Raw genomic sequence first — 22,342 nt, 5'->3', positions numbered from 1 at the left:
GGGGCTTTTCACTACCTGGAAAACCGGCTGAATTACTTCAGCTTGGTTTCCTTGTAGTCAACGTGCTTGCGAGCGACCGGATCAAATTTCTTGATCAGCATCTTCTCGGGCATGTTGCGCTTGTTCTTGGTCGTCGTGTAGAAATGACCCGTGCCGGCAGTCGACTCGAGCTTGATCTTTTCGCGGATACCTTTGGCCATGTCGTGCTCCTAGTATGTAGATTGGCGGGGAGGCCGATTAGGCCAGTTCGCCGCGGGCACGCATTTCGGCCAGCACGGCGTCGATGCCGTTCTTGTCGATCGTGCGGATGGCCTTGGCCGAAACACGCAGGCGAACCCAGCGGTTTTCGCTTTCAACCCAGAACCGGCGCGATTGCAGGTTGGGCAGGAAGCGACGCTTGGTCTTGTTGTTCGCGTGCGAAACATTGTTGCCCACCATCGGGCCTTTGCCGGTCACTTGGCATACGCGTGCCATGGATGCACCTCTTTATGTCGTTCTTGTCGCGCATCGCTTGGGGGAGGTAGACAGGGTTTTAGCCGCCGGGCTGTAGTGCGCTGTAGTGCACTTTTGGTGCGCACTGTGTTGCGCTGCCGGCCACCCAGTCTTAGTGGATGAGGGGCAAGTGGAACCTGCCCCGTGCTTATACCCGCTGCCTGCCATCCGCCGTGTACCTGGGTTGTTGCCAAAGTACCGAAATGCGCGGTTGGGGTCAGAGTGCTGAACTACAAAGCATAGTAGTCCCGCACGGGAAACTTCATGTGAAGACGTAGATTCTAATACGAAAAACGCAGGCAGATCAAGCGGCAGTGCGTCAGGCGGTGTGCGAACGCGCCACACGCCCCGAGATCCAGGACAGGCACGCGCACGTGGCCAGCGTGGTGGTCAGGGGCAGGGCGCTGTCGGTCTGCCAGGCGCTGACGGCAAAGCCGGCCAACGCGCCGCAGGACAATTGCAGCGTCCCCAATAGCGCCGACGCCGCGCCCAGGCGCTTGCCTTGGTCCGACAGCGCCAGCGCGGCCGAATTCGGGTTCACGAAGCCCTGGCTGCCCATGTAGCAGATCAAGCACACCATCAAGAGAGGCAACGTCATCCAACCGGCCAGCGTCAAGCCCACCGCGACCAGGCTGGCAATGGCCAGCGACGTCAGCGCGTAACGCTGCAACTGGCGGGGCTGATAGGTGCGCAGCAGTCGCGCGCTGATCTGCGAACAAACGATCAGCGACAGCGCATTCGTGCCGAACAGCAGCCCGTAGTACTGCGGCTGCACGCCGTAGAGCTCGATAAAGACACGCGGCGATCCAATGATGTAGGCAAACATGCCGGCCTGACCGAAACCGCCCGCCAGGCTGTGCGCCATGAAGCCACGATGCCGGAACAGGTCGCGATAGTTGCGCAAGATGGTGCTCCAGCGCAGTGGCACCACGCGTTCGGGCGCCAGCGATTCCTTCATGATGCGGGCCACGGCCACCATCAGCATTGCGCCGCCAGCCAGCATGATCCAGAACAGGCTGCGCCAGGACGCGATGGCCAGCAACTGCCCGCCCGCCAGCGGTGCAAGAATCGGGGCCAGCCCCATGATCAGCATCAGCAGCGACATCGCGCGCGCGGCTTCGTGGGTTTCGTAGTGGTCGCGAATGACGGCGCGCGGGATCACGATACCGGCCGCGCCGCCCATGGCCTGCACCACGCGCCAGCCGGTCAGCGCTTCAACCGAGCCGGACAGCGCGCAGCCCAGCGAGGCAATCATGAACAGCGCCAGGCCTACCATCAGCGGCGGCTTGCGGCCGAAGCGGTCGGCCATCGGGCCGTAGAACACCTGCGCCAGCGCCAGGCCGATCAGGTAGGCGGCCAGCGTGCGTTCGACATCGCCGCGCGGCACGCCCAGGTTTGCCGCGATGGTCGGGAACGCCGGCAAATACATATCGATGGCGAACGGACCGATCGCGGTCAGCGCGCCCATGAGAATGAGCCAGCCGGGCAGGCCGCTGCGGGAAACAGATGATGGGGACATGGTGATCGCGGTAAAACGCAGGGACAGGGCGCGCGTCTCGGTTACCCGTCCGTTCAGCGCCAAGCCAGCGACTTTATCACGCGCCACCTGACAGGGAAATGTCACCGCTTTTCCGATAAAGTCGCCGACGACCTGTCGTGTTCAGTGGAGATGCCGTGAATCCTTTGCTGTCTGTCGTGGAACGCAAACTTCAAGCCCTGCCGGTGCCGGTGCAACTGGTGCTGCCCGATGGCGCGGTGGTCGGGCCGCCCGATCCGCGCGTGCGATTCGTCACGCACGACAAGGCCGCGCTGGTGCACCTGGCCGAAGGCGCCGTCGGCGTGCTGGGGCAGGACTACGTGGAAGGGCGCATCGATATCGAAGGCAATATGCGCGACGTCATGGCGGCCGCCTCGGCGTTGCTGCCGGGCTCGCCCGTGGAGGCCGCGCGCGGCGGCTGGTTGACCGAACTGGTGCGCCGCGTGATGTCGGTGTGGCGCCATTCCATCGAGCGCGACGCCAAGCAGATCGAATTCCACTACGACCTGTCGGATGACTTCTATGCGCTGTGGCTGGACCCGCGCCGCGTGTATTCCTGCGCCTATTTCCGCACGCCGGACATGACGCTGGCACAGGCCCAGGAGGCAAAGCTGGATCACATCTGCCGCAAACTGCGGCTGCGCCCGGGCGAACGCTTTCTGGATGTGGGCGCGGGCTGGGGCGGGTTGCTGTTGTGGGCCGCCGAGCACTATGGCGTGGACGCCACCGGCATCACGCTGTCGCGCAACCAGCACGCCTATGTGACAAAGCTGATCGAGGAAAAGGGCCTGTCGGGCCGGGTCCGCATGTCGCTGCTGGACTACCGCAAGCTGGATGAAACCGCCCCTTTCGACAAGATTGCGTCGGTGGGCATGTTCGAGCACGTGGGCCGCGCGCAACTGGACGGCTATTTCGCCAAGCTGCGCCGTCTGTTGCGTCCCGGCGGCTTGATCATGAACCATGGCATCACCGCGGCGGGCGTCTACAACGCCGAACTGGGCAACGGCATGGGCGAGTTCATCGAAAAGTACATCTTTCCGGGCGGTGAGCTGACGCACATCAGCGTGGTCATGCAGGCGATGACCAATGGCGGCCTGGAAGAGGTGGACGTTGAAAACCTGCGCCCGCATTACGCCCGCACGCTGTGGGCCTGGAGCGATGCGCTGGAAGCCCGGCTGCCCGAAGCGGCGCAGGTGCTGCACGGGGAAGAGGGCGCCCGGTCGCTACGTGCCTACCGCCTGTACCTGGCGGGCTGCGCCATGGCGTTCGAGCACGGCTGGATCGCGCTGCATCAGATCCTGGGCCAGACGCCTGCCGTGGGCCGCGCCGACGAATTGGACAACCCGGGCGACCTGGCCTACCCATGGCGTCGCGACTACATGTATGGCGACTCCGAAAGTCCGGCCCGCTGACCAGTCGGTCGTTGACTGCCCGCTGAATACAAGCTGAAAAAGGACAATAAAAAGCCTTCGACCGCGGACCGGAACGCGCTTTTCAGGCCGCTGGAACGCGTTGTATGTACTGATAAGATTAAAATATTAACTGAATGTATCGGCTATTTGATACCAATATTCCCCAGGGGAAATTCACAAACCGCCCCTGATCGACAAGGGTAATCCCGTAGCTTTTCGGCCGGGAATGTATCTGACTTATTCAGGCTTGCACTTGGGCAGCGCAGCAATTTCGTTTAAGATGCTGCCTTCTTCGTTCAGTTTTGTTCAATTTCTGTGGGTTTTCAAAAACCATGTTTTTGAAACTCCTGTCTTGCAAGAACCCGCGCCTTTGCGGTTGTTCTTGTCGCTAGTGTCGGTTTGTATTGGCGGTTCTGCCCGTCTTCCGCACAACCCCCTTAGCTCCACGGCACTTCCGGGCCAGACCCGGCGTGTGTCCTTGAACCTATGGAGGCAAAAAGCCAATGCGTTTTACCCCTGTCAAGACCCTGGCCGCCGCGGCCGTTATGTTTGCATTTGCCGGCGCGGCCCAAGCCGCCGACGCTCCGCAGTGTGAAATCAAGCGCCCGGTCAATTTCGGCGCCATGAACTGGGAATCCAACCTGGTTCTGGTCGATGTCGAACGTTTCATCATGGAAAAGGGCTACGGTTGCAAGACCGAAACCCTGCCGACGGAAACGCTGCCTGCCCTGGCCGCGCTGGAGCGCGGCGATCTGGACATCAATACCGAAATCTGGCTGAACAGCGTGGCGGACCCCTGGGACCGCGCGCAAAAGACCGGCAAGGTCAAGCGCATCGGCGACTTGTACATGGGCGCCGAAGGCTGGTACATCCCGCGTTACACCGCTGAACGCCTGCCCGAACTGAAGTCCGCCGCCGACCTGCCCAAGTTCAAGGACGAATTCAAGGATCCGGAAGAACCCGGCAAGGGCCGTTTCTACGGCTGCCCGGCGGGCTGGGGTTGCGAAGTCACCAGCAACAACCTGTTCCACGCCTTGAAGCTGGACGATACCTACACCCTGTACTCGCCCGGCACGGGCGCCGCGCAGAAAGCCGCGCTGATGTCGGCTTACAAGCGCAAGCAGAACGTGGTGTTCTATTACTGGTCCCCCACGCCGCTGGTGGGCGCGATGGATCTGGTCAAGCTCGACATGCCGCCTTACGATGCCGAAAAGCACAAGTGCCTGACGTCGACCAAGTGCGCCAAGCCCGAGCCCAGCGCCTACCCGGACAACCCCGTCTTCACGGCGGTGAACACCAAGTTCTCGGAAGAAGCGCCCACGCTGACCGAGTTCCTGTCCAAGGTGTCGGTGCCGCTGCCGGTCATCAACGAAACCCTGGCCCACATGGAAGAGTCCGGTGACGAATCGAACGCCGTGGCCAAGTGGTTCTTGAAGAACAAGCCCGACGTCTGGACCAAGTGGGTTCCCGCCGACGTCGCCACGCGCGTCCAAAGCGCGCTGTAACCGTATTGGAAGTCGGCCTAGCGCTGTCATGGCGCGGGCCGGCCGCCTTAAGGGAAAAAGCCCGTTGCGGTCTTTGCATCGGGCTTTTTCCCCTGAGATGGCCGCTGGCCGGGCGTTTGTTACCCCGCCGCCAGCAAAAGGCGTTGCACCGTATGTGGCCCGCTTTGTGGCCCGTTTAGTGGCCTGCTTTATGGCCTGCTTTGTGGCCCGCTTTCGTCAAGAAAGCGCCCCGGCCGCATGCCCCTCCGGAATCCGGAATGCGTGGTGGCCACCGGCCGCCGGAAAGCGCCAAAGAATGGAGTCGAAACTATGTTTCCTGAAATTATTCCCGCCCGTCAGGTCAGGGCGGCGATCGACGGGTTCGTCGATCACCTGGTCACCAACTACGCGGACACGCTAGAGACCCTGTCTCAGCCGGTCCTGCACGCCCTGGTGTGGCTGGAGCAGTTGCTGCGCAGCTCGCCCTGGTGGGCCGTCGTCGCCGTCACCATCGCGATCGCGTGGGGCGTCAGCCGCCGCATCGGCCTGAGCCTGGCCATGGGCGCGCTGCTGTGCGTCATCGGCGTGCTGGGTCTGTGGGACGCCGGCATGCAGACGCTGGCGCTGATGATCATGGCCGCCGGCCTGTCGGTGCTGATCGGCATCCCGCTGGGCGTGCTGATGGCACGCATCAACTGGCTGCGTTCCATCATGCTGCCCGTGCTGGACGTGATGCAGACGATGCCCAGCTTCGTCTACCTGATTCCGGTTGTGATGCTGTTTGGCCTGGGCAAGATTCCCGCCATCATCGCCACCGTGATCTACGCCGTGCCGCCGCTGATCCGCCTGACCGACCTGGGTATCCGCCTGGTCGACCGCGAAGTGCTGGAAGCGTCGCGCGCCTTTGGCGCCAACCCGCGCCAGCAACTGTTTGGCGTGCAATTGCCGCTGGCGTTGCCCAACATCATGGCCGGTATCAACCAGACCACGATGATGGCGCTGTCCATGGTGGTGATTGCGTCGATGATCGGCGCGCGCGGCCTGGGCTATGAAGTGTTGCTGGGCATCAACCGCCTGGAAGTGGGCCGTGGCCTGCTGGCGGGCCTGGGTATCGTGGTGCTGGCCGTGCTGTTCGACCGGATCACGCAATCGTATGGACAGCGCATGCGCATGGGAGGCCAGCGATGAGCAAGATCGAAGTCAAGAACATCTACAAGGTCTTCGGATCGCATCCGAAGAAATGGCTGGCGGCCGCCCAGGGCGGCATGAGCAAGGAACAGCTGTTGGCCGAAAGCGGCCACACGCTGGGCCTGCGCGACATCAGCCTGTCGATTGAAGAGGGCAGCATCTACGTCATCATGGGCCTGTCCGGGTCCGGCAAGTCGACGCTGATCCGCCACTTCAACCGCCTGATCGAACCCAGCGCCGGCCACATCCTGGTCGATGGCGTGGACGTCGTCAGCCTGAACAAGCGAGACCTCGAAATCTTCCGTCAAAAGAAGATGAGCATGGTGTTCCAGCGCTTTGGCCTGTTCCCGCACCGCACCGTGCTGGACAACGCCGCATACGGCCTGACGGTGCAGGGCGTGGGCAAGGCTGAACGCGAGAAGCGCGCCCGCGACTGGCTTGAGCAGGTGGGCCTGGCCGGCTTCGAAAACCAGTATCCGCACCAGCTGTCCGGCGGCATGCAGCAGCGGGTGGGCCTGGCGCGGGCGCTGGCCACCGACGCCGAAATCCTGCTGATGGATGAAGCGTTCTCGGCGCTGGACCCGCTTATTCGACGCGAAATGCAGGACCAGCTGCTGCAACTGCAAGCCAAGCTGAACAAGACCATCGTGTTCATCACGCACGATCTGGACGAAGCGCTGCGCCTGGGCAACCGCATCGCCATCCTGAAGGACGGCGAACTGGTGCAGGAAGGCACGCCGGAAGACATCCTGCTGAATCCGGCCAATGACTACGTGCAGTCCTTCCTGCAAGACGTGAACCGCACCAAGGTGCTGAACGCCACGCACGCCGTCAACCCCGCGCGCCTGACCTTGACGATGCGTTCGCGTCCGGCGCATGCGCTGGACCGCATGCGCGCCATGGACTACGAATACGCGCCGGTGCTGGACGGCAAGCGCCTGGCCGGCGTGCTGACCGCCAAGGCGGCCGAGCAGGCCATCCAGGAAGGCGTGCGCGATGTGTCGCGTTTCGTGGAAGACCTGGCGTCCGTGCCGGCCACCGCCGGCCTGGGCGAAGTGCTGGCCCAACTGGTGCACAGCGACCAACCGGTTGCCGTTACCGGCGAAGACGACGAATTCCTGGGCATGCTGTCGCGCAAGAAGGTCGTTGAACTGGTGACGCCGGCGCTCACGGAAAACGCCACGGCGGAACCCGCCGCGATGGATCTGGCAAGCGAACCCGTGCACGAGCCCCGCGACCAGGCCGCCTGACCCTCGTTCGCACCCCCGCGCCCCGCTGTTTTAGGGCGTATCGACTTTGCCCGGCTGCAATCCGCTTGCAGCCGGGCAAAGTCGTTTTATGATGGCTGGCCGGCCACGCGTCCGGCATTCCCCGTTCGAATCACCGGAAGCCGTCATGCCCATTTTGAATGTCCAGATCCTGCAAGGCCACTCGGCCGCCCAGAAGGCCGCCTTGTTGCGCGCCGCGTCCGACGCGGTCGTCCAGAGCATTGCCGCGCCGCTGCCCAGCGTGCGCATCGTCTTGCAGGAAGTGCCCGCTGAAAACGTGATCGTGGCCGGTGAAATCGGCAAGCGCATGGTGCGCGTCGACGTGGCGCTGATCGAAGGGCGCGACGAAGCCAAGAAGGCCGCGCTGATCGCCGCGCTGAACCAGGCCGTGTGCAGCAGTATCGATATCTCGGGCGAAGACGTGCGGGTGCTGATCCGCGACGTGCCCAAGGTGGACATGGGCGTGGCCAACGGCATCAGCGCCAAGGCCGCCGGCCGCTAAGCTGCCGTTGCCGCATCCGCCGCGCGAAGATCCCGCGCGGCTTTTTTGCGCCCGGCCTTATTGCATCTTCAAGCCCAGTTCGGCCACGAAGTGTTTTTCCTCGGCCACCTGCTTGACTGCAAATTCCGTGTACGCGGCGCTGTCCATCAGCATGTGCGGCTGGTCGGCATTGTCCAGCGCGCGGTTGTACTCGGGGTCGCGCGAGGCGCGGTGGAAGGCCTTTTGCAGTACGGCGACGATCTTCGGGTCCATGCCCTTGGGGCCGGCGATACCGACAGGGTTGGTCGCCACGATGGGGTAGCCCAGTTCGGTCATCGTCGGCACGTCGGGCACGCGCTTGGCGCGCGCGTCGCCGACGATGGCCAACAACCGCGCGCGGCCCGTGTCGATCATCGGCCCCCAGCCCGCGTCCGACACCATCTGGATGTGGCCGCCCAGCAGTGCCGTCGTTTCTTCGGCCGCGCCCTTGTACGGAATGAAGTTGAACCGTGCCCCGGTCAAGCGCGACAGGCGTTCGATGGCGATGCGGCCCGAGCCCCCCGCGCCCGTGCCGCCGTAGCTGATCTTCTCGGGGTTGGCGCGCGCGTGCGCGATCAGTTCGTCCAGCGTTTTCCAGGGCGCGTCCTGGCGCACCACGATGCCGTAGGAATAGGCCGTCATGCAGGCGATGTAGGTGAAGTCCTTGACCGGGTCGTAGTTCACCTGTTGCAGGAACGGGTAGCGAAACAGCGTGCCCACTACCACCGAGATCGTGTAGCCGTCCGGCGCCGCCGTCTGCGCCATCGCAGCTGGCCCCAACGTGCCGCCCGCGCCGGGGCGGTTCGCGATGACCACGGTTTGGCCCAGTTCTTTGGAAGCCGCCACGGCCAGCGCGCGCATCTGCGTATCGGTGGCGCCGCCCGCCGGAAACGGCACGATCAACGTGATCGGGCGTGCCGGAAACGTGGCGGCTCGGGCGCCGCGCCAAAGGCCCAACGTGGCCGGCAAGATCAGCCCCAGCTTGAGCAGGCTGCGGCGTCGGGGCAAGGCGATGCTGCTGCGAGAGGAATCCGTCATGGTTGTCTCCGTCCTGATTTGTTATGGGGCACAGCAAGGGGCACAGCGACAGGCACCGCAAGGCGCGGCAAGTGTCACAGCAAGGGGCACGGCAACGGCTTCCCGCCCGCCTCAACGCGCAATGCCGCGCGTGGACAGGCTGGCGATGGCGGCGTCGTCATAGCCGGCGTCGCGCAGGATCTGGTGGGTGTGTTCGCCCGGCAGCGGCGCCTGGCGTCGGATGGCGAATTGAAAGCCGGACATCTTTACCGGGCTGGCCACCTGCGCGCCGGCCCCGTATTCCGGGTGCCGCGCCGCGTGCACCATGCCGCGCGCGGCGTAGTGCGGATGCGCCAGGCTTTCGGCCAGCTTCAGCACCGGCGCGACGCAGCAGTCGGCGCCGTCCAGCAATTGCAGCCAATGCGCCAGCGGTTGCGATCCAAACCGTTGCTGCAATTCCGACCGCACCCACGCTTGCCGTCTCGCGTCTTCATCCCGATGCCAGGCCAGCAGATCCGGCCGCTCAAGCCTGCGGCACAGCGTGTCCCAGAACTTCGGTTCCAATGCCGCGACGGCCAGATAGCGGCCGTCTTGCGTTCGGTATTGGCCATAGCACGCCAGCGCACCCGACAAGGTGTCGCCGCCGGCGGGCCGCGTCGCGCCGTGCGCGTTCAGCGTGGCCAGCGGCACCACCGCGCCCGCCAGCAAGCCGTCGGCGATGGCGATATCCACATAGCGTCCGCGCCCCGTGCGCTGCGCATCGACCAGCGCCGCCAGGATGCCCATCACCGCCGTCAGCGAGCCGCCCAGAATGTCGGCCACCGGCAGGTTCGACAAGGCCGGTTGATCCGGCCCACACCCCATCTGGTCCGCCACGCCCGCAACCGCCGCATAGTTCAGGTCATGCCCCGCGTCATCGCATAGCGGGCCATCCTGCCCGTAGCCCGTGATGCTGCAATACACCAGCCGGGGATTGTGTCGCGACAGCGTTGCGTAGTCGGCCTTCAGCCGCGCCGTCACGCCGGGCCGGAAACTCTCGACCACCACATCGGCGTCGCGCGCCAACCGTGCCAGCGCCGCCTGCCCTTCGGGATGCTTCAGGTCCAGCCGCAGCCCGCGCTTGTTGCGGTTGCACACGGCGCGCAACGCGGGCGGCGCGTAGTCGCCCGCTTGCGTGTCCTCGATCTTGATGACGTCGGCGCCCAGGTCGGCCAGGTACTGCGCGCCCAGCGGGCCGGGCAGCAATCGCGACAGGTCCAGCACCTTGATGCCCGCAAGCGGGGCGGTGTTCGGCGTATCCAAAGAGGGACTCCGGTAAATACGAAGAGGCAGCCAGCCAGCGGCAAAAGCCAGTCTAGGCGCGGCTTTGCGCCGATCCAATGGCGAAATGGATGATTCCGCTTGGCGGGAATGCTCACGCCGGGCATTCCTTGGCCGCATGGCTTTCGCTACCATCGACCCGACTCGGTTCGCGCCCCCGCCGTAGGAATCCGCCATGACGCATCACACCATCGCCGTGGGGCACATCGCCCAGATCCTGCAAGGCGCCCGCGCGCGCGGCGTGGACGTGGAACGCGTGCTGCGGCGCGCCCAGGTGCCGCCCGCCTTGTTGCATGCGCCACTGGCGCGCGTATCGCAGGCCCAGTTCGCACAGATCCTGCGGATGTTGCGGCGCGCCACGCGTGACGATTTTTTGGGCATGGGGCGCCATCCGGTGCCGCTGGGCGCCTTTGCCCACGCCTGCCGGCTGGCCTTGCAGGAAGGCACCGTGGGCCAGGCGCTGCGCGTGGCGTTTCGCTACTACCATGGCGTGCTGCGCGACTTCACCGCGCGGCTGTGCGTCAGCGGCGATACCGCGCGCATCGTGCTGGACGCCCGCGGCGCGCCGGACTGCACGCAGTGGTACGGCGAGCGCACGTTTCTGTTCTTCACGCTGGGCGTGGCCAACTGGCTGGCGGGGCGCCGCCTGCCCATCCTGGGCGTGGATTACAAAGCCGGCGCGCGTAGCGCCGACGCGCAAAAAGTCTTTCACGCGCCGGTACGGTACGGCCGGCCCGACACCGGCCTGTGGCTTGATGCCCGGTGGCTGGCCCTGCCCGTGGTGCAGGACGCGCAGGCGCTGCACGCCTTTCTGGCGAACGCGCCGTTCGACCTGCTGGTGAAGTATCAAGACCGCGCCACGCTTACCGATCGCATCCGCCGCCTGCTGCGCAACGACTTGTCGGGGGATCTTCCATCGCTGGCGCAGGTCAGCGCGCAGCTGTCGATGACGCCGCAAACGCTCAGGCGCCATCTGCGCGACGAGGGGCAGGGCTTTCAGGTACTGAAGGACGATCTGCGGCGCGATGCCGCCGTTGAATACCTGGGCCGTCTGGATCTGTCGCTGGTGGACATCGCCGCGCGGCTGGGCTTTTCCGAACCCAGCACCTTTCATCGCGCGTTCAAGAAATGGACCGGCGTGTCTCCCGGCGAATACCGCCGCACCCAGCTGACCTGCGCACCGGCATCGATGCCTGGCCGCGCGCCGTCGGCCCCTGACACTTTCCGCCAATCCGTTTGACGCCTGCGGCCATTGCCGCGCGCCGCGCCAAGCCGCCAAGCTACGGGCTGGGCAAGGTCGGTGACGATGGCAATCCGCAAACTGCAATCTGCAATCCAAAATCTGCAAACACGCCGATCCGCCGACCCGCAGCCCGCCACCGCGACACACTTCAGGAGAACCCCGCATGAATCGAAAAGTATGGGTGGCCGGCGTCGGCATGATTCCGTTCTGCAAACCCGGCGCCAGCGACCCTTATTCCGTGATGGGGATGCGCGCCGTGCAAGAAGCGCTGGCCGATGCGGGCGTGCCCTACGACGCCGTGCAGCAAGCCTATGCCGGATACGTCTATGGCGATTCCACCTCGGGCCAGGCCGTGGTGTATGGCGTGGGCCTGACCGGCATTCCCGTCTTCAACGTCAATAACAATTGCGCCAGCGGTTCGTCGGCGCTGTTCCTGGCGCGGCAGGCCGTGGAAAGCGGCGCGGTGGAATGTGCGCTGGCCGTGGGGTTTGAACAAATGGTGCCCGGCGCGCTGAAAGGCGTGTACGAAGACCGGCCGTCGCCACTTGCCGGCTTCGTGTCGGCCATGACCGACGCGCAGGGCTATGACGCCGCCACGCCGCGCGCCGTGCAATTTTTCGGCGGCGCCGCGCGCGACTACATGAAGCAGCACGACATACGCGCCGATACGTTCGCGCGCATCTCGGTCAAGGCGCGCCAGCACGCGGCCCGCAATCCCTACGCCGTATTCCGCAATACCGTCACGCTGCCCGAAGTGATGGACGCGCCCATGATCTTCGATCCGCTGACGCGCCTGCAATGCTGCCCGCCCACCTGCGGCGCGGCGGCGGCCATTCTGTGTTCGGACGCGTTTGCGCGGCGCCACGGCTTGCGGCCCGCCGTCAGCATCGCCGCGCAGGCCATGACGACCGACACGCCGTCCACGTTCGACACCGCCGACATGCGCCGGCTGGTCGGTCTGGACATGACGCGCGCCGCCGCCGACCGCGTGTACGAGGCCGCGGGCGTGGACCCCGCCGACCTTGATGTCGTCGAATTGCATGACTGCTTCACGGCAAACGAATTGATCACCTACGAGGGCCTGCGCCTGACGCCCGAGGGCACAGCCGAAAAATTCATTGTCGATGGCGACAACACCTACGGCGGCCGCGTGGTGACGAATCCATCTGGCGGCCTGCTGTCCAAGGGCCATCCGCTGGGGGCGACGGGCCTGGCGCAGTGCGCCGAACTGGTCTGGCAGTTGCGTGGGCAGGCCGACTTGCGGCAAGTCGAGGGCGCGCGTCTGGCGTTGCAGCACAACCTGGGGCTGGGCGGCGCTTGCGTCGTCACGCTGTACCAGGCCGCGTGACGGCGGCCAGCGCCACACGCATCCAACATCTGGCGGCGGATCGATACCCGATACTCGCCGCCCCGCACCCAGTCAGGAGACAACAACGATGGGAACACTTGAAGGCAAGGTAGCGCTGGTGTCCGGCTCGGGCCGTGGCATCGGCCAGGAGATCGCGCTGAAACTGGCGCGCGAAGGCGCAAGGGTTGTCGTCAACGACCTGGACGACGGACCGGCGCAAGACACGGTGACACGCATCCGCCAAGCGGGCGGCCAGGCCCAGGCATGCCCCGGCAGCGTCACCGCGCCGGGCTTTGCCGACCGTTTCGTCAACGCGGCAATCGATACCTACGGCGGCCTGGACATCATCGTGAACAACGCCGGCTACACCTGGGACAACGTCATTCAGAAAATGACGGACGAGCAATGGGATGAAATCCTTGCCGTGCATCTATCCGCCCCTTTCCGCATCCTGCGCGCCGCGTCCGGCTTCATCCGCGAAGCCGCCAAGGCCGAGGCCGCCGAAGGGCGCGAAGTGTTCCGCAAGGTGGTCAATATCTCGTCCACCTCGGGCGTGATGGGCAACGCCGGCCAGGCCAATTACGCCGCCGCCAAGGCCGGCATCAACGGCCTGACGCGCGCGCTGGCCAAGGAATGGGGCCGCTACAAAGTCAACGTCAACAGCGTGGCGTTCGGCCTGATCAAGACGCGGCTGACCGACGCCGTGGCCGACGGCGACACCACGCTGGACATCCAGGGGCGCCAGATCAAGGTGGGCGTCAACCCGCAGGTGCACAAGAACGCCGAAAGCCTGATCCCGCTGGGCCGCGCCGGCACGCCCGCCGAGGCAGCGGGCGCGGTCTATCTGTTCTGCCTGCCTGAATCGAACTACGTCAGCGGGCAGGTGCTGGTCGTGGGTGGCGGCCGCCCATGACGCGCCTGCCTAACCCGATGGAACCGCCACGCGCCGCGTGGATGGACGCCGACCTGGCGTTGTTCCAGGATGCGACGCGCCGCATCTTCGAAAAGGAATTCGCGCCCGACGAAGAACGCTGGCGCAAGCAGCAGCACGCCGATCGCGACATCTGGACACGGGCCGGGCGCCTGGGCCTGCTGTGCGTCAGCATGCCCGAGGCCTATGGCGGCGGCGCGGGCAGCTTCGCGCACGAAGCCATCGTGGCGGCCGAGCAGGCGCGCGCCATGGTCCATGGCTTTAGCAACAACGTGCACAGCGCCATCCTGGCGCACTACATCCTGAACTACGGCACCGAGGCGCAGCGGCAGCGCTGGCTGCCGGGCATGGCCACCGGCGAGCGCGTGGGCGCCATCGCGATGAGCGAGCCGGGCGCCGGGTCCGACCTGAAAAGCGTGCGCACCACGGCCCGGCGCGACGGCGACAGCTACGTCCTCAATGGTTCCAAGACCTTCATCACGAACGGCCTGCACGCCGACCTGATTTGCGTGGTGGCCAAGACCGACCCGCACGCCGGATCGCGCGGCGTGTCGCTCATCATGGTGCAAACGGATGATCTGCCCGGCTTTCGGCGCGGGCGGCTGCTGGAAAAACTGGGCCAGAAAAGCGGCGATACGGCCGAACTGTTTTTTGACGACGTGCGCGTGCCCGCCGCCAACCTGCTGGGCGAGGCCGAAGGGCAGGGCTTTACGCAGCTGATGCAGCAATTGCCGCGCGAACGGCTGCTGATCGCGGTGGGCGCGGTGGCCACCATGCGGCGCGCCGTCGACGACACCGTGGCCTATACCAAGACGCGGCAGGTCTTCGGCCAGGCGCTGATCGACATGCAGAACACGCGCTTCAAGCTGGCCGAATGCGAAACGGTGGCGACCATCGCCGCGCGCTTTGTCGACGACTGCATCGCGCGCCAGTTGCAGGGCACGCTGGACCTGCCCACCGCCGCGATGGCCAAGTGGTGGACCACCCAGATGAACTGCCAGGTCATCGACGAATGCCTGCAATTGCACGGCGGCTACGGCTACATGCTGGAAACGCCCATTGCGCGGATGTACGCGGATGCGCGCGTGGGCAAGATCTACGGCGGTTCGAATGAAATCATGAAAGAAATCATCGCGCGGGGCATGGCCGCGTAAAGCGGCCGGCACCTTGCGCGGGACTCGGAGAGAGACACGCATGCAGCAAGCGCATTTTCGGTTGGAGCCCAAGGTATTGCCCCGGGTATGGCCCAAGGGCTTGCCGGCCCACATCAACCAGCCCCGCTCCAGCCTCGTCTTCAATCTGGAGGCGTCGGCCACCCGCTATCCCGACAAGCCCGCCATCGTGTTCTACGACACGGTGCTGGACTATGCGCGCCTGAAGCGCGAGGTCGACGCCATGGCCGGCTATCTGCAACACAGCGCGGGCGTTGCAGCCGGCGACCGCGTGCTGCTGCTGAGCCAGAACTGCCCGCAATTCATCATCGCCTACTACGCCGTGCTGCGCGCCGATGCGGTCGTGGTGCCGGTGAACGCGATGAGCACGGAAGATGAGCTGGATCACTATCTGAAGGACAGCGGTGCGCGCGTGGCGTTTGCCGCGCAGGAACTGGCGCCACGGCTGGCGGGCTTTGTTGAAGACGGCCGGCTGGAACGCGTCATCGTCCATGCCTATTCCGACTACCTGGGCGAGGGCGGCGATGGCCAGACGCCGCCGCCCGACTGGATCGCCGCGCCGCGCGACAAGGTAGACATGCCGGGCGGCGTGCCCTGGTACGGCGCCTTGGCGGTCAACGCGCCGCCCAAACCGCACCGGGCGCACGCGGGCGATCTGTGCCTGCTGCCCTATACGTCCGGCACCACCGGGCGGCCCAAGGGCTGCCGCCACACGCACGGCACGCTGGGCGCGGCGGTGACGGGGTCGGCGCTGTGGCGTGGGCTGACGTCCGAAGCCGTCATCATGGGCGTGGCGCCGCTGTTTCACCTGCTGGGCATGCAGAATTGCATGAACCTGCCCATCCTGCTGGGCGCCACCGTCGTGCTGCTGCCGCGCTGGGACCGGCAGGTGGCCGCGCAATTGATGGCGCGGCATCGCGTCAGCGTGTGGGCCGCGCCCCCGGCGATGGTGGTGGACTTCTTTGCGCAGCCCGACATCGAATCGTATGACCTGTCGCGCCTGGCCTTGTTGTGCGGCGGCGGCGCGCCCATGCCCGAGGCGGTATCGGCCATGCTGGCCGAGCGCTACGGCATCGTCTTCAACGAAGCCTATGGGCTGACCGAGACCGCGTCGTTCCTGCACTGCAATCCCATGCACCGCAACAAGCGCCAGTGCATCGGAGTGCCGACTTTCGGCGTCGATACGCGCGTGGTGGACCCGGCTACGCTTGAAGAATTGCCGGCCGGGCAAGTGGGCGAACTGGTCACACGCGGCGCGCAGCTGATGCTGGGTTACTGGAACAACGCGGCCGCCGATGACGAGGCGTTTTTCATGTTGGAAGGCGAACGCTACTTTCGCACCGGTGACCTGGGGCGGGTGGACGAGGACGGCTATTTCTTCATCACCGATCGGCTCAAGCGCATGATCAATGCGTCGGGCTACAAGGTGTGGCCGGCCGAGGTCGAGAACGCCTTGTACGAGCATCCCGCCGTGCACGAGGCCTGCGTCATCGGCGTGCCCGACCCGTGCCGGGGCGAAACCGTCAAGGCGCTGCTGGTGCTGCGGCCCGAGGCCCTGGGCAGCGCGCGCGAAGACGAGGTGATCGCGTGGGCCCGCGCCCGCATGGCCGCCTACAAGGCGCCGCGCATCGTTGAATTCGTGGACGCGCTGCCCAAGTCCAGCACGGGCAAGATCCTGTGGCGGCAATTGCAGGAAGCGGGGCGGGCGGGCCGCTAGCGCAACAGCGTGGCGCGGCGGTATCGCCCGGCCGCTTACCGCAGCGGCACGCCGTTGGTCAATTGGCGCAGTTCGTTCAGCAGCTTCGCGGCGGGCAGGGGCAGCAGCCCTTGCGTGCGCCGAAACGCCGTCAGCATGCGCGTGTCGGACGCGCCGGGAATCGGCAGCCGGTCAAGCAGGCCCGCGCGCAGTTCGGCGTGATACATCGGTTCGGGCATCCAACCCAAAAATTCCGAATGCGCAATCAGATTCTTCAGCACCGTGATGGAACGCGTTTCAACCGTGACGTCCGGCATGGACAAGCGGTGCCGCGTGAATAGCTGGTTCATGTGTTCGAAGGGCTCGGTGCCGCGCGGCAGGATCGCCCACTTGTACGCCAGCGTATCGGCCAGGCTGAGACCGGGGCGGGAGCGCAGCGGGTGGCTGGTGCTGGCCACCACGTAGCTCGTGTCTTCCCAACGGCAGTCCGGCACCGAGACAATTTCGTCCGTGTCGTCGGTATGCGCGCCCAGCGCCAGGTCGATCTCGCGCGACAGCAGCGCGCTGGCCAGGCGATCCCATACGCCTTCCACCACCTGCACCTGCAACGTGGGCCAGCGATTGCAGGTTCGGGTCAGCGCGGTGGGAAGAATCAGGCACGCAATGCTGCCCACCGTGCCGACCCGGATGGTGCCCTTGGCCAGCCCCAGCAGCGCACGGATTTCCTCTTTGGCGCTTTCGGCATCGCGCAGCAGCGCGGTGGAATGCGGCAACAGCGTCAGCCCGATATCGGTCAGCTGCATGCCCTTGGAATGACGTTCGAATAGTGGAGCGCCGACCTGGCCTTCCAGGCGGCGCACGATGCGGCTTAGTGCGGACTGCGTGACATGCATGGCGTCGGCGGCACGTCCGAGGCTGCCGGCGGCTACGACCGCGTTGAATGCCGCCAATTGGTGTAGGTCGAATGGCATGCCAAAGCGTAATGACTTTGTCTCGATATATCAATTCTCAAGTCTGCTAGGGGGGGCGACACTCTGCCATCGCTGTTGACCGTGCCCAGGCCCAGCCCGGCGCCTCGTCAACCCCGCCACCTCACCACAAGGACCCAAGCTATGAACGGACCCGTTTTTGGCCTTTTAGGCGCGCTGAACGCCTCTGGTAGCGAGTCCGACCTGGTCCCGCCCCCGCAGCCGCCCACCGTGCGCGACGCCGTCTACGACCTGATGCGCCGCGTCGGCATGACGTCGGTATTCGCCAACCCGGGCTCAACCGAGCTGCCCATGTTTCGCGGGTTTCCCGATGATTTCCGCTATGTGCTGGGCTTGCAGGAAGCCACGGTGGTAGGCATGGCCGACGGTTATGCGCAAGCCACGCGCAATGCGTCGATGGTCAACCTGCATTCGGCGGCCGGGGTCGGCAACGCCATGGGCAACCTGTTCACGGCATACAAGAACCGTACGCCCATGGTGGTGGTCGCCGGCCAGCAGGCGCGCGGCATCCTGCCCTTCGACCCCTTCCTGTCTTCCAGCAATGCCACCGAGTTGCCCCGGCCTTACGTCAAATGGAGCACCGAGCCCGCCCGCGCGCAAGACGTGCCACTGGCCATCGCGCGCGCCTACTACCTGGCCATGATGCCGCCGCGTGGGCCCGTGCTGGTGTCCGTGCCCGTAGACGACTGGGACGCGCCTTCGCCGCCGTTGGCGCATCGCGGCGTCAGCACTGAACTGCGCCCGCAGCCCGAGGCCATCGGGCGCATCGGCGCCTTGCTGGACGCCTGCCGACGCCCCGCCATGGTCGTGGGCGCTGCCGTGGACCGCGACGGCGCCTGGAACGAAATCGTGGCGCTGGCCGAACTGCACAGCGCGCGCGTGTGGGCCGCGCCCATGTCGGGCCGTTGCAGCTTCCCGGAACGCCATCGCCTCTTCGCCGGGTTTTTGCCGGCCGCGCGCGAGGGCATCGTCGCCCGCCTGCAAGGGCACGATCTGATCCTGGTGGTGGGGGCGCCCGCCTTTACCTATCACGTCGACGGCGCCGGGCCGCACGTGCCCGACGGCGCCGAGCTTTGCCTGCTGACCGACGACCCGGACACGGCGGCGTGGGCGCCGGCGGGGCTGGCGGCCGTGGGCAGTATCCGCCTGTGCCTGCGCGATCTGCTGGCGCGGCCCGCGCCCATCATGCGGCCCTTGCCCGCGCGGCGCGCCGCCAGTCCCGCGCCCGGCCCGTCTTCGCCGATGTCCACCGCCTTCGTGCTGCAGACGCTGGCCGCCATGCGCGACCCGTCCGACATCGTCGTGGAAGAAGCCCCCAGCGCCCGACCCGTCATGCAGCACTATCTGCCGCACGTGCGCTCGCAAACCTTCTACACCATGGACAGCGGCGGCCTGGGTTATGGCATGCCCGCAGCGGTGGGCGTAGCGCTGGGCAAGCCCGACCGGCGTGTCATCGCGCTGATCGGCGACGGTTCCAGCCTGTACTCGATACAAGCGCTCTGGAGCGCCGCGCAGCACAAGCTGCCGATCACCTTCGTCATTCTCAACAACCGCCGCTATGCCGCGCTGCAAGACTTTGCGCCGGCATTCGGCTTCGGGCCGCACGACAAGGTCATGGGCACCGAACTGCCCGGCATTGACTTCGTTGCGCTGGCCCGGGGGCTGGGCTGCGGCGGCGTGCGCGTGTCGGACGCCGCGCGCCTGGGCGCGGTACTGGCCGACGCCATGGCCAGCGGCAGCCCCACGCTGGTTGAAGTGCGGGTGTCCTGAATCCTGTCCGCGGGGTTTCCGGAGTCTGACTCCGGACCCCAGGTTCCTGGAACCTGACGTCGGACCCCAACTCGCGGCAAGTCGTATCCCCAAGGAGGCCACAGCGCCATGCAGGTATCCCCCGTGCAGGTTCCCGTGCAGGTTTCTCCCGCGCAGGTATCCCTATTGATCAACGGCGACGCCACCGGCGCGCGCGACGGCCTGACGTTCAAGCGCCACAGTCCGCTGGACGGCAGCATTGCCTCGCTGGCGCCCGCGGCCAGCGTGCAGGACGCCGTGGCCGCCGTGCAAGCCGCGTCGGCCGCATTTCCGTCCTGGTCGGCCACCGGCCCGGGTGAACGGCGCCAACTACTCATGCGCGCGGCAGAAGCCATCCAGGCCCGGGCGCAATCGTTTGCCGACATCATGGCACTTGAAACCGGCGCCTCGGCCGGCTGGGCACGGTTCAATGTCCAACTTGCCGTCAGCGTGCTGCTGGAGGCGGCCGCGCTGACCACCCAGGTCAGCGGCGAGGTCATCCCGTCCGATGTGCCGGGCAACCTGGCGCTGGCCGTGCGCCAGCCGGCGGGCGTGGTGCTGGGCATCGCGGCCTGGAACGCGCCGGTCATTCTTGCCGTGCGCGCCATCGCCACGCCGCTGGCTTGCGGCAATACCGTTGTGCTCAAGGGCAGCGGCTTGTGCCCGGCCACGCATGGGCTGGTCATGCACACGCTGCAAGCGGTGGGCTTTCCGCGAGGCGTGCTGAACTTCATCACAAACGCGCCGGCCGACGCGGCCACCGTCGTCGAGGCCATGGTGGCGCACCCGTCGGTGCGGCGCGTCAGCTTCATGGGGTCCACGCAGGTAGGCAGGCGTATCGCTTCGGCGTGCGCAAATCATCTGAAACCTGTCGTTCTTGAGCTTGGCGGCAAGGCGCCTTTCGTGGTGCTCGATGACGCCGACCTGGACGCGGCCGCGCGTGCCGCCGTGTTCGGCGCCTTTGCCAATTCCGGGCAGACCTGCATGGCCACCGAACGCATCATCGTCGACCGCACGGTGGCCGACGCCTTCGTGCAAAAGCTGGCCGACCGCGCAGCCGGGCTGCCGCTGGGGGATCCGCGCGAAGCCGCCGTGGCGCTGGGCGCCGTGGTCGACATGAACGCGGTCAAGCTCTGCAATGCCCTGATCGACGACGCGCTGGCGCAAGGCGGCCGCTTGGTGGCAGGCGGCAAGTCCAACACCACCTTGATGCCGGCCACCCTGATCGACCACGTGACGCCCAGCATGCGGCTGTACCGCGAAGAGGCCTTCGGGCCGGTCACGGGCATCGTGCGCGTCAGCGGCGTGGAAGAAGCCGTGGCCTGCGCCAACGACAACGAATACGGGCTGGCGTCGGCGGTGTTCGGGCGCGACGTGGGGCGCGCCATCGCCGTGGCGCGTCGGATTGAATCCGGCATTTGCCACGTCAACGGGGCCACCGTCCACGACGAGGCCCAGATGCCGTTCGGCGGCATGAAGGAAAGCGGCATGGGACGCTTTGGCGGCAAGGCCGGCATCGACGCCTTTACCGACCTGCGCTGGCTCACGGTGCAAACCACGCCACGTGACTACGCGTTTTGACGCGGGGCGGGCGTTGCTCTCGGCGTTGGCTTCGCGTTCCACTTCGCCTTCCACTTCGCCTCCCACTCCACCTTCCTTTCCGCCTTCCCTTTGCCAAAGGACCATGTATGCGTACTCAGGTAGCCATCATCGGGGCCGGCCCGGCCGGGCTGATGCTGTCGCAGTTGTTGCACTTGCAGGGCGTCGATTCCGTGGTGCTGGAATGCCGTGGCCAGGAAACCATCCGCGCCACCGTGCGCGCGGGGGTGCTGGAGCAGGGCACGGTCGACGTGTTGACCGAAGTCGGCTTGGGCGGGCGGCTGCGCAGCGAAGGCTTTCGGCACGAAGGCACGGTGTTGCGGGTTGGCGGCGTTGACCGCCGTATCGACTTTGTCGACCTGACGGGCGGGCGCGCGGTAATGGTTTACGCGCAGCACGAAGTCATCAACGACTTGCTCGATGCGCGGTTGGCGGCGGGGGGCGACGTGCGCTTCAACGTCACCGACGTCACGCTGCACGACGTCACCCATGCCAACGATGTGCCCCGCGCCCCACACACCACGGCGTCATCCGGACCCGTGGTTCGGTTCCGCGATGACGGCGGCGTCCCCGTCTCGCTGCGCGCGGATTTTGTCGTGGGCTGCGACGGCACGCACGGCGTCAGCCGCGCCGCCATCGCCCCCCATGCCTTGCACACCCTTGAGCACCGCTACCCGTTCGGCTGGCTGGGCATCTTGTGCCAGGCACCGCCGTCTTCCGACGAGCTGATCTACGCCTTGGGCGCCGACGGCTTTGCGCTGGTCAGCACCCGGTCGCGCGAGGTGCAACGCATGTACCTGCAATGCGACCCGCGCGAGGCCCCCTGCGACTGGTCCGATGACCGCATCTGGGCCACGCTGCGCGCCCGCCTGGCCACGCCAGACGGCTGGGCGCCCAAGGAAGGCCCCATCTTCGACAAGACCGTCATCGGCATGCGCAGCAGGGTGACCGAGCCCATGCGGCACGGCCGCCTGTTCCTGGCGGGCGACGCCGCCCATGTGGTGCCGCCAACCGGCGCCAAGGGCTTGAACCTGGCCGTGTCCGACGTGTGCCTGCTGTCGCGCGCGCTAACTCGTTTCTATCGGCATGGCAAAGACGACCTGCTGGACACCTACAGCGCTGACGCCTTGCGCCGCGTTTGGCGCGCGCAGCGGTTTTCAAAATGGATGACGGCGTTGCTGCACCGTTATCCCCACGCGGACGCCTTTGACCGCAAGCTACAAGACGCCGAACTCGACTACCTGACGCAATCACGCGCCGCGTGCACCACGCTGGCGGAAAACTATGTGGGGCTGCCCATGGCGCCGCCCTGGGACTGAACGCGGGCTATTTCCGCAA

The 22,342-nt window shown here is 66.1% G+C and carries 19 protein-coding genes; 13 read left to right on the top strand and 6 right to left on the bottom strand.

Annotation, left to right across the window (positions count from 1 at the left end; genetic code table 11):
* Positions 1-32: 32 nt before the first annotated feature.
* From rpmG to DVB37_RS20045, 3 genes are all read right to left on the bottom strand, one after another.
* On the bottom strand, positions 33-200 hold the full coding sequence (gene rpmG, locus DVB37_RS20055) for a 50S ribosomal protein L33 (protein ID WP_003810296.1): 168 nt from the start codon (positions 198-200) through the stop codon (positions 33-35).
* A gap of 37 nt (positions 201-237) precedes the next feature.
* Positions 238-474 carry a 50S ribosomal protein L28 gene (gene rpmB / locus DVB37_RS20050; RefSeq protein ID WP_006385639.1) on the bottom strand — a complete coding sequence of 79 codons (237 nt, stop codon included), beginning with the start codon at positions 472-474 and terminating at the stop codon, positions 238-240.
* 337 nt (positions 475-811) lie between these two features.
* The gene (locus DVB37_RS20045) at positions 812-1,960 is read right to left on the bottom strand and encodes a Bcr/CflA family multidrug efflux MFS transporter (protein WP_046807272.1); all 1,149 of its coding nucleotides are present in this window, start codon (positions 1,958-1,960) and stop codon (positions 812-814) included.
* A gap of 206 nt (positions 1,961-2,166) precedes the next feature.
* On the opposite strand from DVB37_RS20045, the gene DVB37_RS20040 reads away from it, so the two are divergent.
* The 5 genes from DVB37_RS20040 to DVB37_RS20020 all read left to right on the top strand — a co-directional run bounded on the left by DVB37_RS20040 (position 2,167) and on the right by DVB37_RS20020 (position 7,883).
* Complete coding sequence (locus DVB37_RS20040; protein ID WP_120156560.1) at positions 2,167-3,441, top strand: class I SAM-dependent methyltransferase; 1,275 nt, start codon at positions 2,167-2,169, stop codon at positions 3,439-3,441.
* A gap of 503 nt (positions 3,442-3,944) precedes the next feature.
* Positions 3,945-4,946, top strand: coding sequence for an ABC transporter substrate-binding protein (locus tag DVB37_RS20035; RefSeq protein ID WP_046807273.1), 1,002 nt, complete (start codon positions 3,945-3,947; stop codon positions 4,944-4,946).
* Between the two features lie 309 nt (positions 4,947-5,255).
* Positions 5,256-6,113 carry a proline/glycine betaine ABC transporter permease gene (locus DVB37_RS20030; RefSeq protein WP_104144186.1) on the top strand — a complete coding sequence of 286 codons (858 nt, stop codon included), beginning with the start codon at positions 5,256-5,258 and terminating at the stop codon, positions 6,111-6,113.
* Entirely contained in the window at positions 6,110-7,363 is a 1,254-nt protein-coding gene (locus tag DVB37_RS20025) for a glycine betaine/L-proline ABC transporter ATP-binding protein (RefSeq protein ID WP_120156559.1), read from the top strand. The genes DVB37_RS20030 and DVB37_RS20025 overlap by 4 nt, the downstream gene beginning before the upstream one ends.
* Positions 7,364-7,508: 145 nt before the next feature.
* Positions 7,509-7,883 carry a tautomerase family protein gene (locus DVB37_RS20020; RefSeq protein ID WP_006220931.1) on the top strand — a complete coding sequence of 125 codons (375 nt, stop codon included), beginning with the start codon at positions 7,509-7,511 and terminating at the stop codon, positions 7,881-7,883.
* Positions 7,884-7,940: 57 nt separating this feature from the next.
* Here DVB37_RS20020 and DVB37_RS20015 read toward each other — a convergent pair whose 3' ends face one another.
* Positions 7,941-8,939, bottom strand: coding sequence for a tripartite tricarboxylate transporter substrate binding protein (locus tag DVB37_RS20015; RefSeq protein ID WP_120156558.1), 999 nt, complete (start codon positions 8,937-8,939; stop codon positions 7,941-7,943).
* A gap of 111 nt (positions 8,940-9,050) precedes the next feature.
* Positions 9,051-10,220 (bottom strand): CaiB/BaiF CoA-transferase family protein, encoded by a 1,170-nt coding sequence (locus tag DVB37_RS20010; protein ID WP_046807277.1) that lies wholly within the window; start codon positions 10,218-10,220, stop codon positions 9,051-9,053.
* Between the two features lie 193 nt (positions 10,221-10,413).
* Between DVB37_RS20010 and DVB37_RS20005 the strand changes: the two genes are divergently transcribed.
* The 5 genes from DVB37_RS20005 (at position 10,414) to DVB37_RS19985 (ending at position 16,649) form a co-directional block, all read left to right on the top strand.
* Positions 10,414-11,478 carry an AraC family transcriptional regulator gene (locus DVB37_RS20005; protein ID WP_120156557.1) on the top strand — a complete coding sequence of 355 codons (1,065 nt, stop codon included), beginning with the start codon at positions 10,414-10,416 and terminating at the stop codon, positions 11,476-11,478.
* 166 nt (positions 11,479-11,644) lie between these two features.
* Entirely contained in the window at positions 11,645-12,829 is a 1,185-nt protein-coding gene (locus tag DVB37_RS20000) for a lipid-transfer protein (protein ID WP_120156556.1), read from the top strand.
* Positions 12,830-12,917: 88 nt separating this feature from the next.
* Positions 12,918-13,742, top strand: coding sequence for an SDR family NAD(P)-dependent oxidoreductase (locus tag DVB37_RS19995; protein WP_120156555.1), 825 nt, complete (start codon positions 12,918-12,920; stop codon positions 13,740-13,742).
* Positions 13,739-14,914: an acyl-CoA dehydrogenase family protein gene (locus DVB37_RS19990; RefSeq protein WP_240433944.1), complete on the top strand. Its 1,176-nt coding sequence runs from the start codon at positions 13,739-13,741 to the stop codon at positions 14,912-14,914. Before DVB37_RS19995 ends, DVB37_RS19990 begins: the two co-directional genes overlap by 4 nt.
* A gap of 40 nt (positions 14,915-14,954) precedes the next feature.
* Positions 14,955-16,649: a long-chain-fatty-acid--CoA ligase gene (locus tag DVB37_RS19985; protein ID WP_120156554.1), complete on the top strand. Its 1,695-nt coding sequence runs from the start codon at positions 14,955-14,957 to the stop codon at positions 16,647-16,649.
* A 35-nt stretch (positions 16,650-16,684) separates the two neighbouring features.
* On the opposite strand, the gene DVB37_RS19980 is transcribed toward DVB37_RS19985, so the two are convergent.
* On the bottom strand, positions 16,685-17,599 hold the full coding sequence (locus tag DVB37_RS19980) for a LysR family transcriptional regulator (protein ID WP_046807282.1): 915 nt from the start codon (positions 17,597-17,599) through the stop codon (positions 16,685-16,687).
* A gap of 252 nt (positions 17,600-17,851) precedes the next feature.
* Between DVB37_RS19980 and mdlC the strand changes: the two genes are divergently transcribed.
* The 3 genes from mdlC (at position 17,852) to DVB37_RS19965 (ending at position 22,323) form a co-directional block, all read left to right on the top strand.
* Positions 17,852-19,387, top strand: a complete 1,536-nt coding sequence (mdlC, locus tag DVB37_RS19975) for a benzoylformate decarboxylase (RefSeq protein ID WP_240434163.1) — start codon at positions 17,852-17,854, stop codon at positions 19,385-19,387.
* A 108-nt stretch (positions 19,388-19,495) separates the two neighbouring features.
* Complete coding sequence (locus DVB37_RS19970; RefSeq protein WP_120156553.1) at positions 19,496-20,986, top strand: aldehyde dehydrogenase family protein; 1,491 nt, start codon at positions 19,496-19,498, stop codon at positions 20,984-20,986.
* A gap of 107 nt (positions 20,987-21,093) precedes the next feature.
* The gene (locus DVB37_RS19965; RefSeq protein WP_120156552.1) at positions 21,094-22,323 is read left to right on the top strand and encodes a 4-hydroxybenzoate 3-monooxygenase; all 1,230 of its coding nucleotides are present in this window, start codon (positions 21,094-21,096) and stop codon (positions 22,321-22,323) included.
* The last annotated feature ends 19 nt before the right edge of the window (positions 22,324-22,342 follow it).

The organism is Achromobacter sp. B7, assembly GCF_003600685.1.
Classification (GTDB): Bacteria; Pseudomonadota; Gammaproteobacteria; order Burkholderiales; family Burkholderiaceae_B; genus Achromobacter; species Achromobacter spanius_B.
Note: the sequence above shows the minus strand (reverse complement) of the source record. Positions and strands in the feature narration are given on the sequence as shown.

Excerpts from the sequence above, each read along its gene's own strand:
- DVB37_RS20020 (WP_006220931.1), top strand. The coding sequence starts at position 7,509 with ATGCCCATTTTGAATGTCCAGATCCTGCAAGGCCACTCGGCCGCCCAG.
- DVB37_RS20005 (WP_120156557.1), top strand. The coding sequence starts at position 10,414 with ATGACGCATCACACCATCGCCGTGGGGCACATCGCCCAGATCCTGCAA.
- DVB37_RS20035 (WP_046807273.1), top strand. The coding sequence starts at position 3,945 with ATGCGTTTTACCCCTGTCAAGACCCTGGCCGCCGCGGCCGTTATGTTT.
- mdlC (WP_240434163.1), top strand. The coding sequence starts at position 17,852 with ATGCGCCGCGTCGGCATGACGTCGGTATTCGCCAACCCGGGCTCAACC.
- DVB37_RS20025 (WP_120156559.1), top strand. The coding sequence starts at position 6,110 with ATGAGCAAGATCGAAGTCAAGAACATCTACAAGGTCTTCGGATCGCAT.
- DVB37_RS19985 (WP_120156554.1), top strand. The coding sequence starts at position 14,955 with ATGCAGCAAGCGCATTTTCGGTTGGAGCCCAAGGTATTGCCCCGGGTA.
- DVB37_RS20030 (WP_104144186.1), top strand. The coding sequence starts at position 5,256 with ATGTTTCCTGAAATTATTCCCGCCCGTCAGGTCAGGGCGGCGATCGAC.
- DVB37_RS19980 (WP_046807282.1), bottom strand. The coding sequence starts at position 17,599 with ATGCCATTCGACCTACACCAATTGGCGGCATTCAACGCGGTCGTAGCC.
- DVB37_RS20045 (WP_046807272.1), bottom strand. The coding sequence starts at position 1,960 with ATGGGCGCGCTGACCGCGATCGGTCCGTTCGCCATCGATATGTATTTG.
- DVB37_RS20015 (WP_120156558.1), bottom strand. The coding sequence starts at position 8,939 with ATGACGGATTCCTCTCGCAGCAGCATCGCCTTGCCCCGACGCCGCAGC.
- rpmG (WP_003810296.1), bottom strand. The coding sequence starts at position 200 with ATGGCCAAAGGTATCCGCGAAAAGATCAAGCTCGAGTCGACTGCCGGC.
- DVB37_RS19995 (WP_120156555.1), top strand. The coding sequence starts at position 12,918 with ATGGGAACACTTGAAGGCAAGGTAGCGCTGGTGTCCGGCTCGGGCCGT.
- rpmB (WP_006385639.1), bottom strand. The coding sequence starts at position 474 with ATGGCACGCGTATGCCAAGTGACCGGCAAAGGCCCGATGGTGGGCAAC.
- DVB37_RS19970 (WP_120156553.1), top strand. The coding sequence starts at position 19,496 with ATGCAGGTATCCCCCGTGCAGGTTCCCGTGCAGGTTTCTCCCGCGCAG.
- DVB37_RS20000 (WP_120156556.1), top strand. The coding sequence starts at position 11,645 with ATGAATCGAAAAGTATGGGTGGCCGGCGTCGGCATGATTCCGTTCTGC.
- DVB37_RS19965 (WP_120156552.1), top strand. The coding sequence starts at position 21,094 with ATGCGTACTCAGGTAGCCATCATCGGGGCCGGCCCGGCCGGGCTGATG.
- DVB37_RS19990 (WP_240433944.1), top strand. The coding sequence starts at position 13,739 with ATGACGCGCCTGCCTAACCCGATGGAACCGCCACGCGCCGCGTGGATG.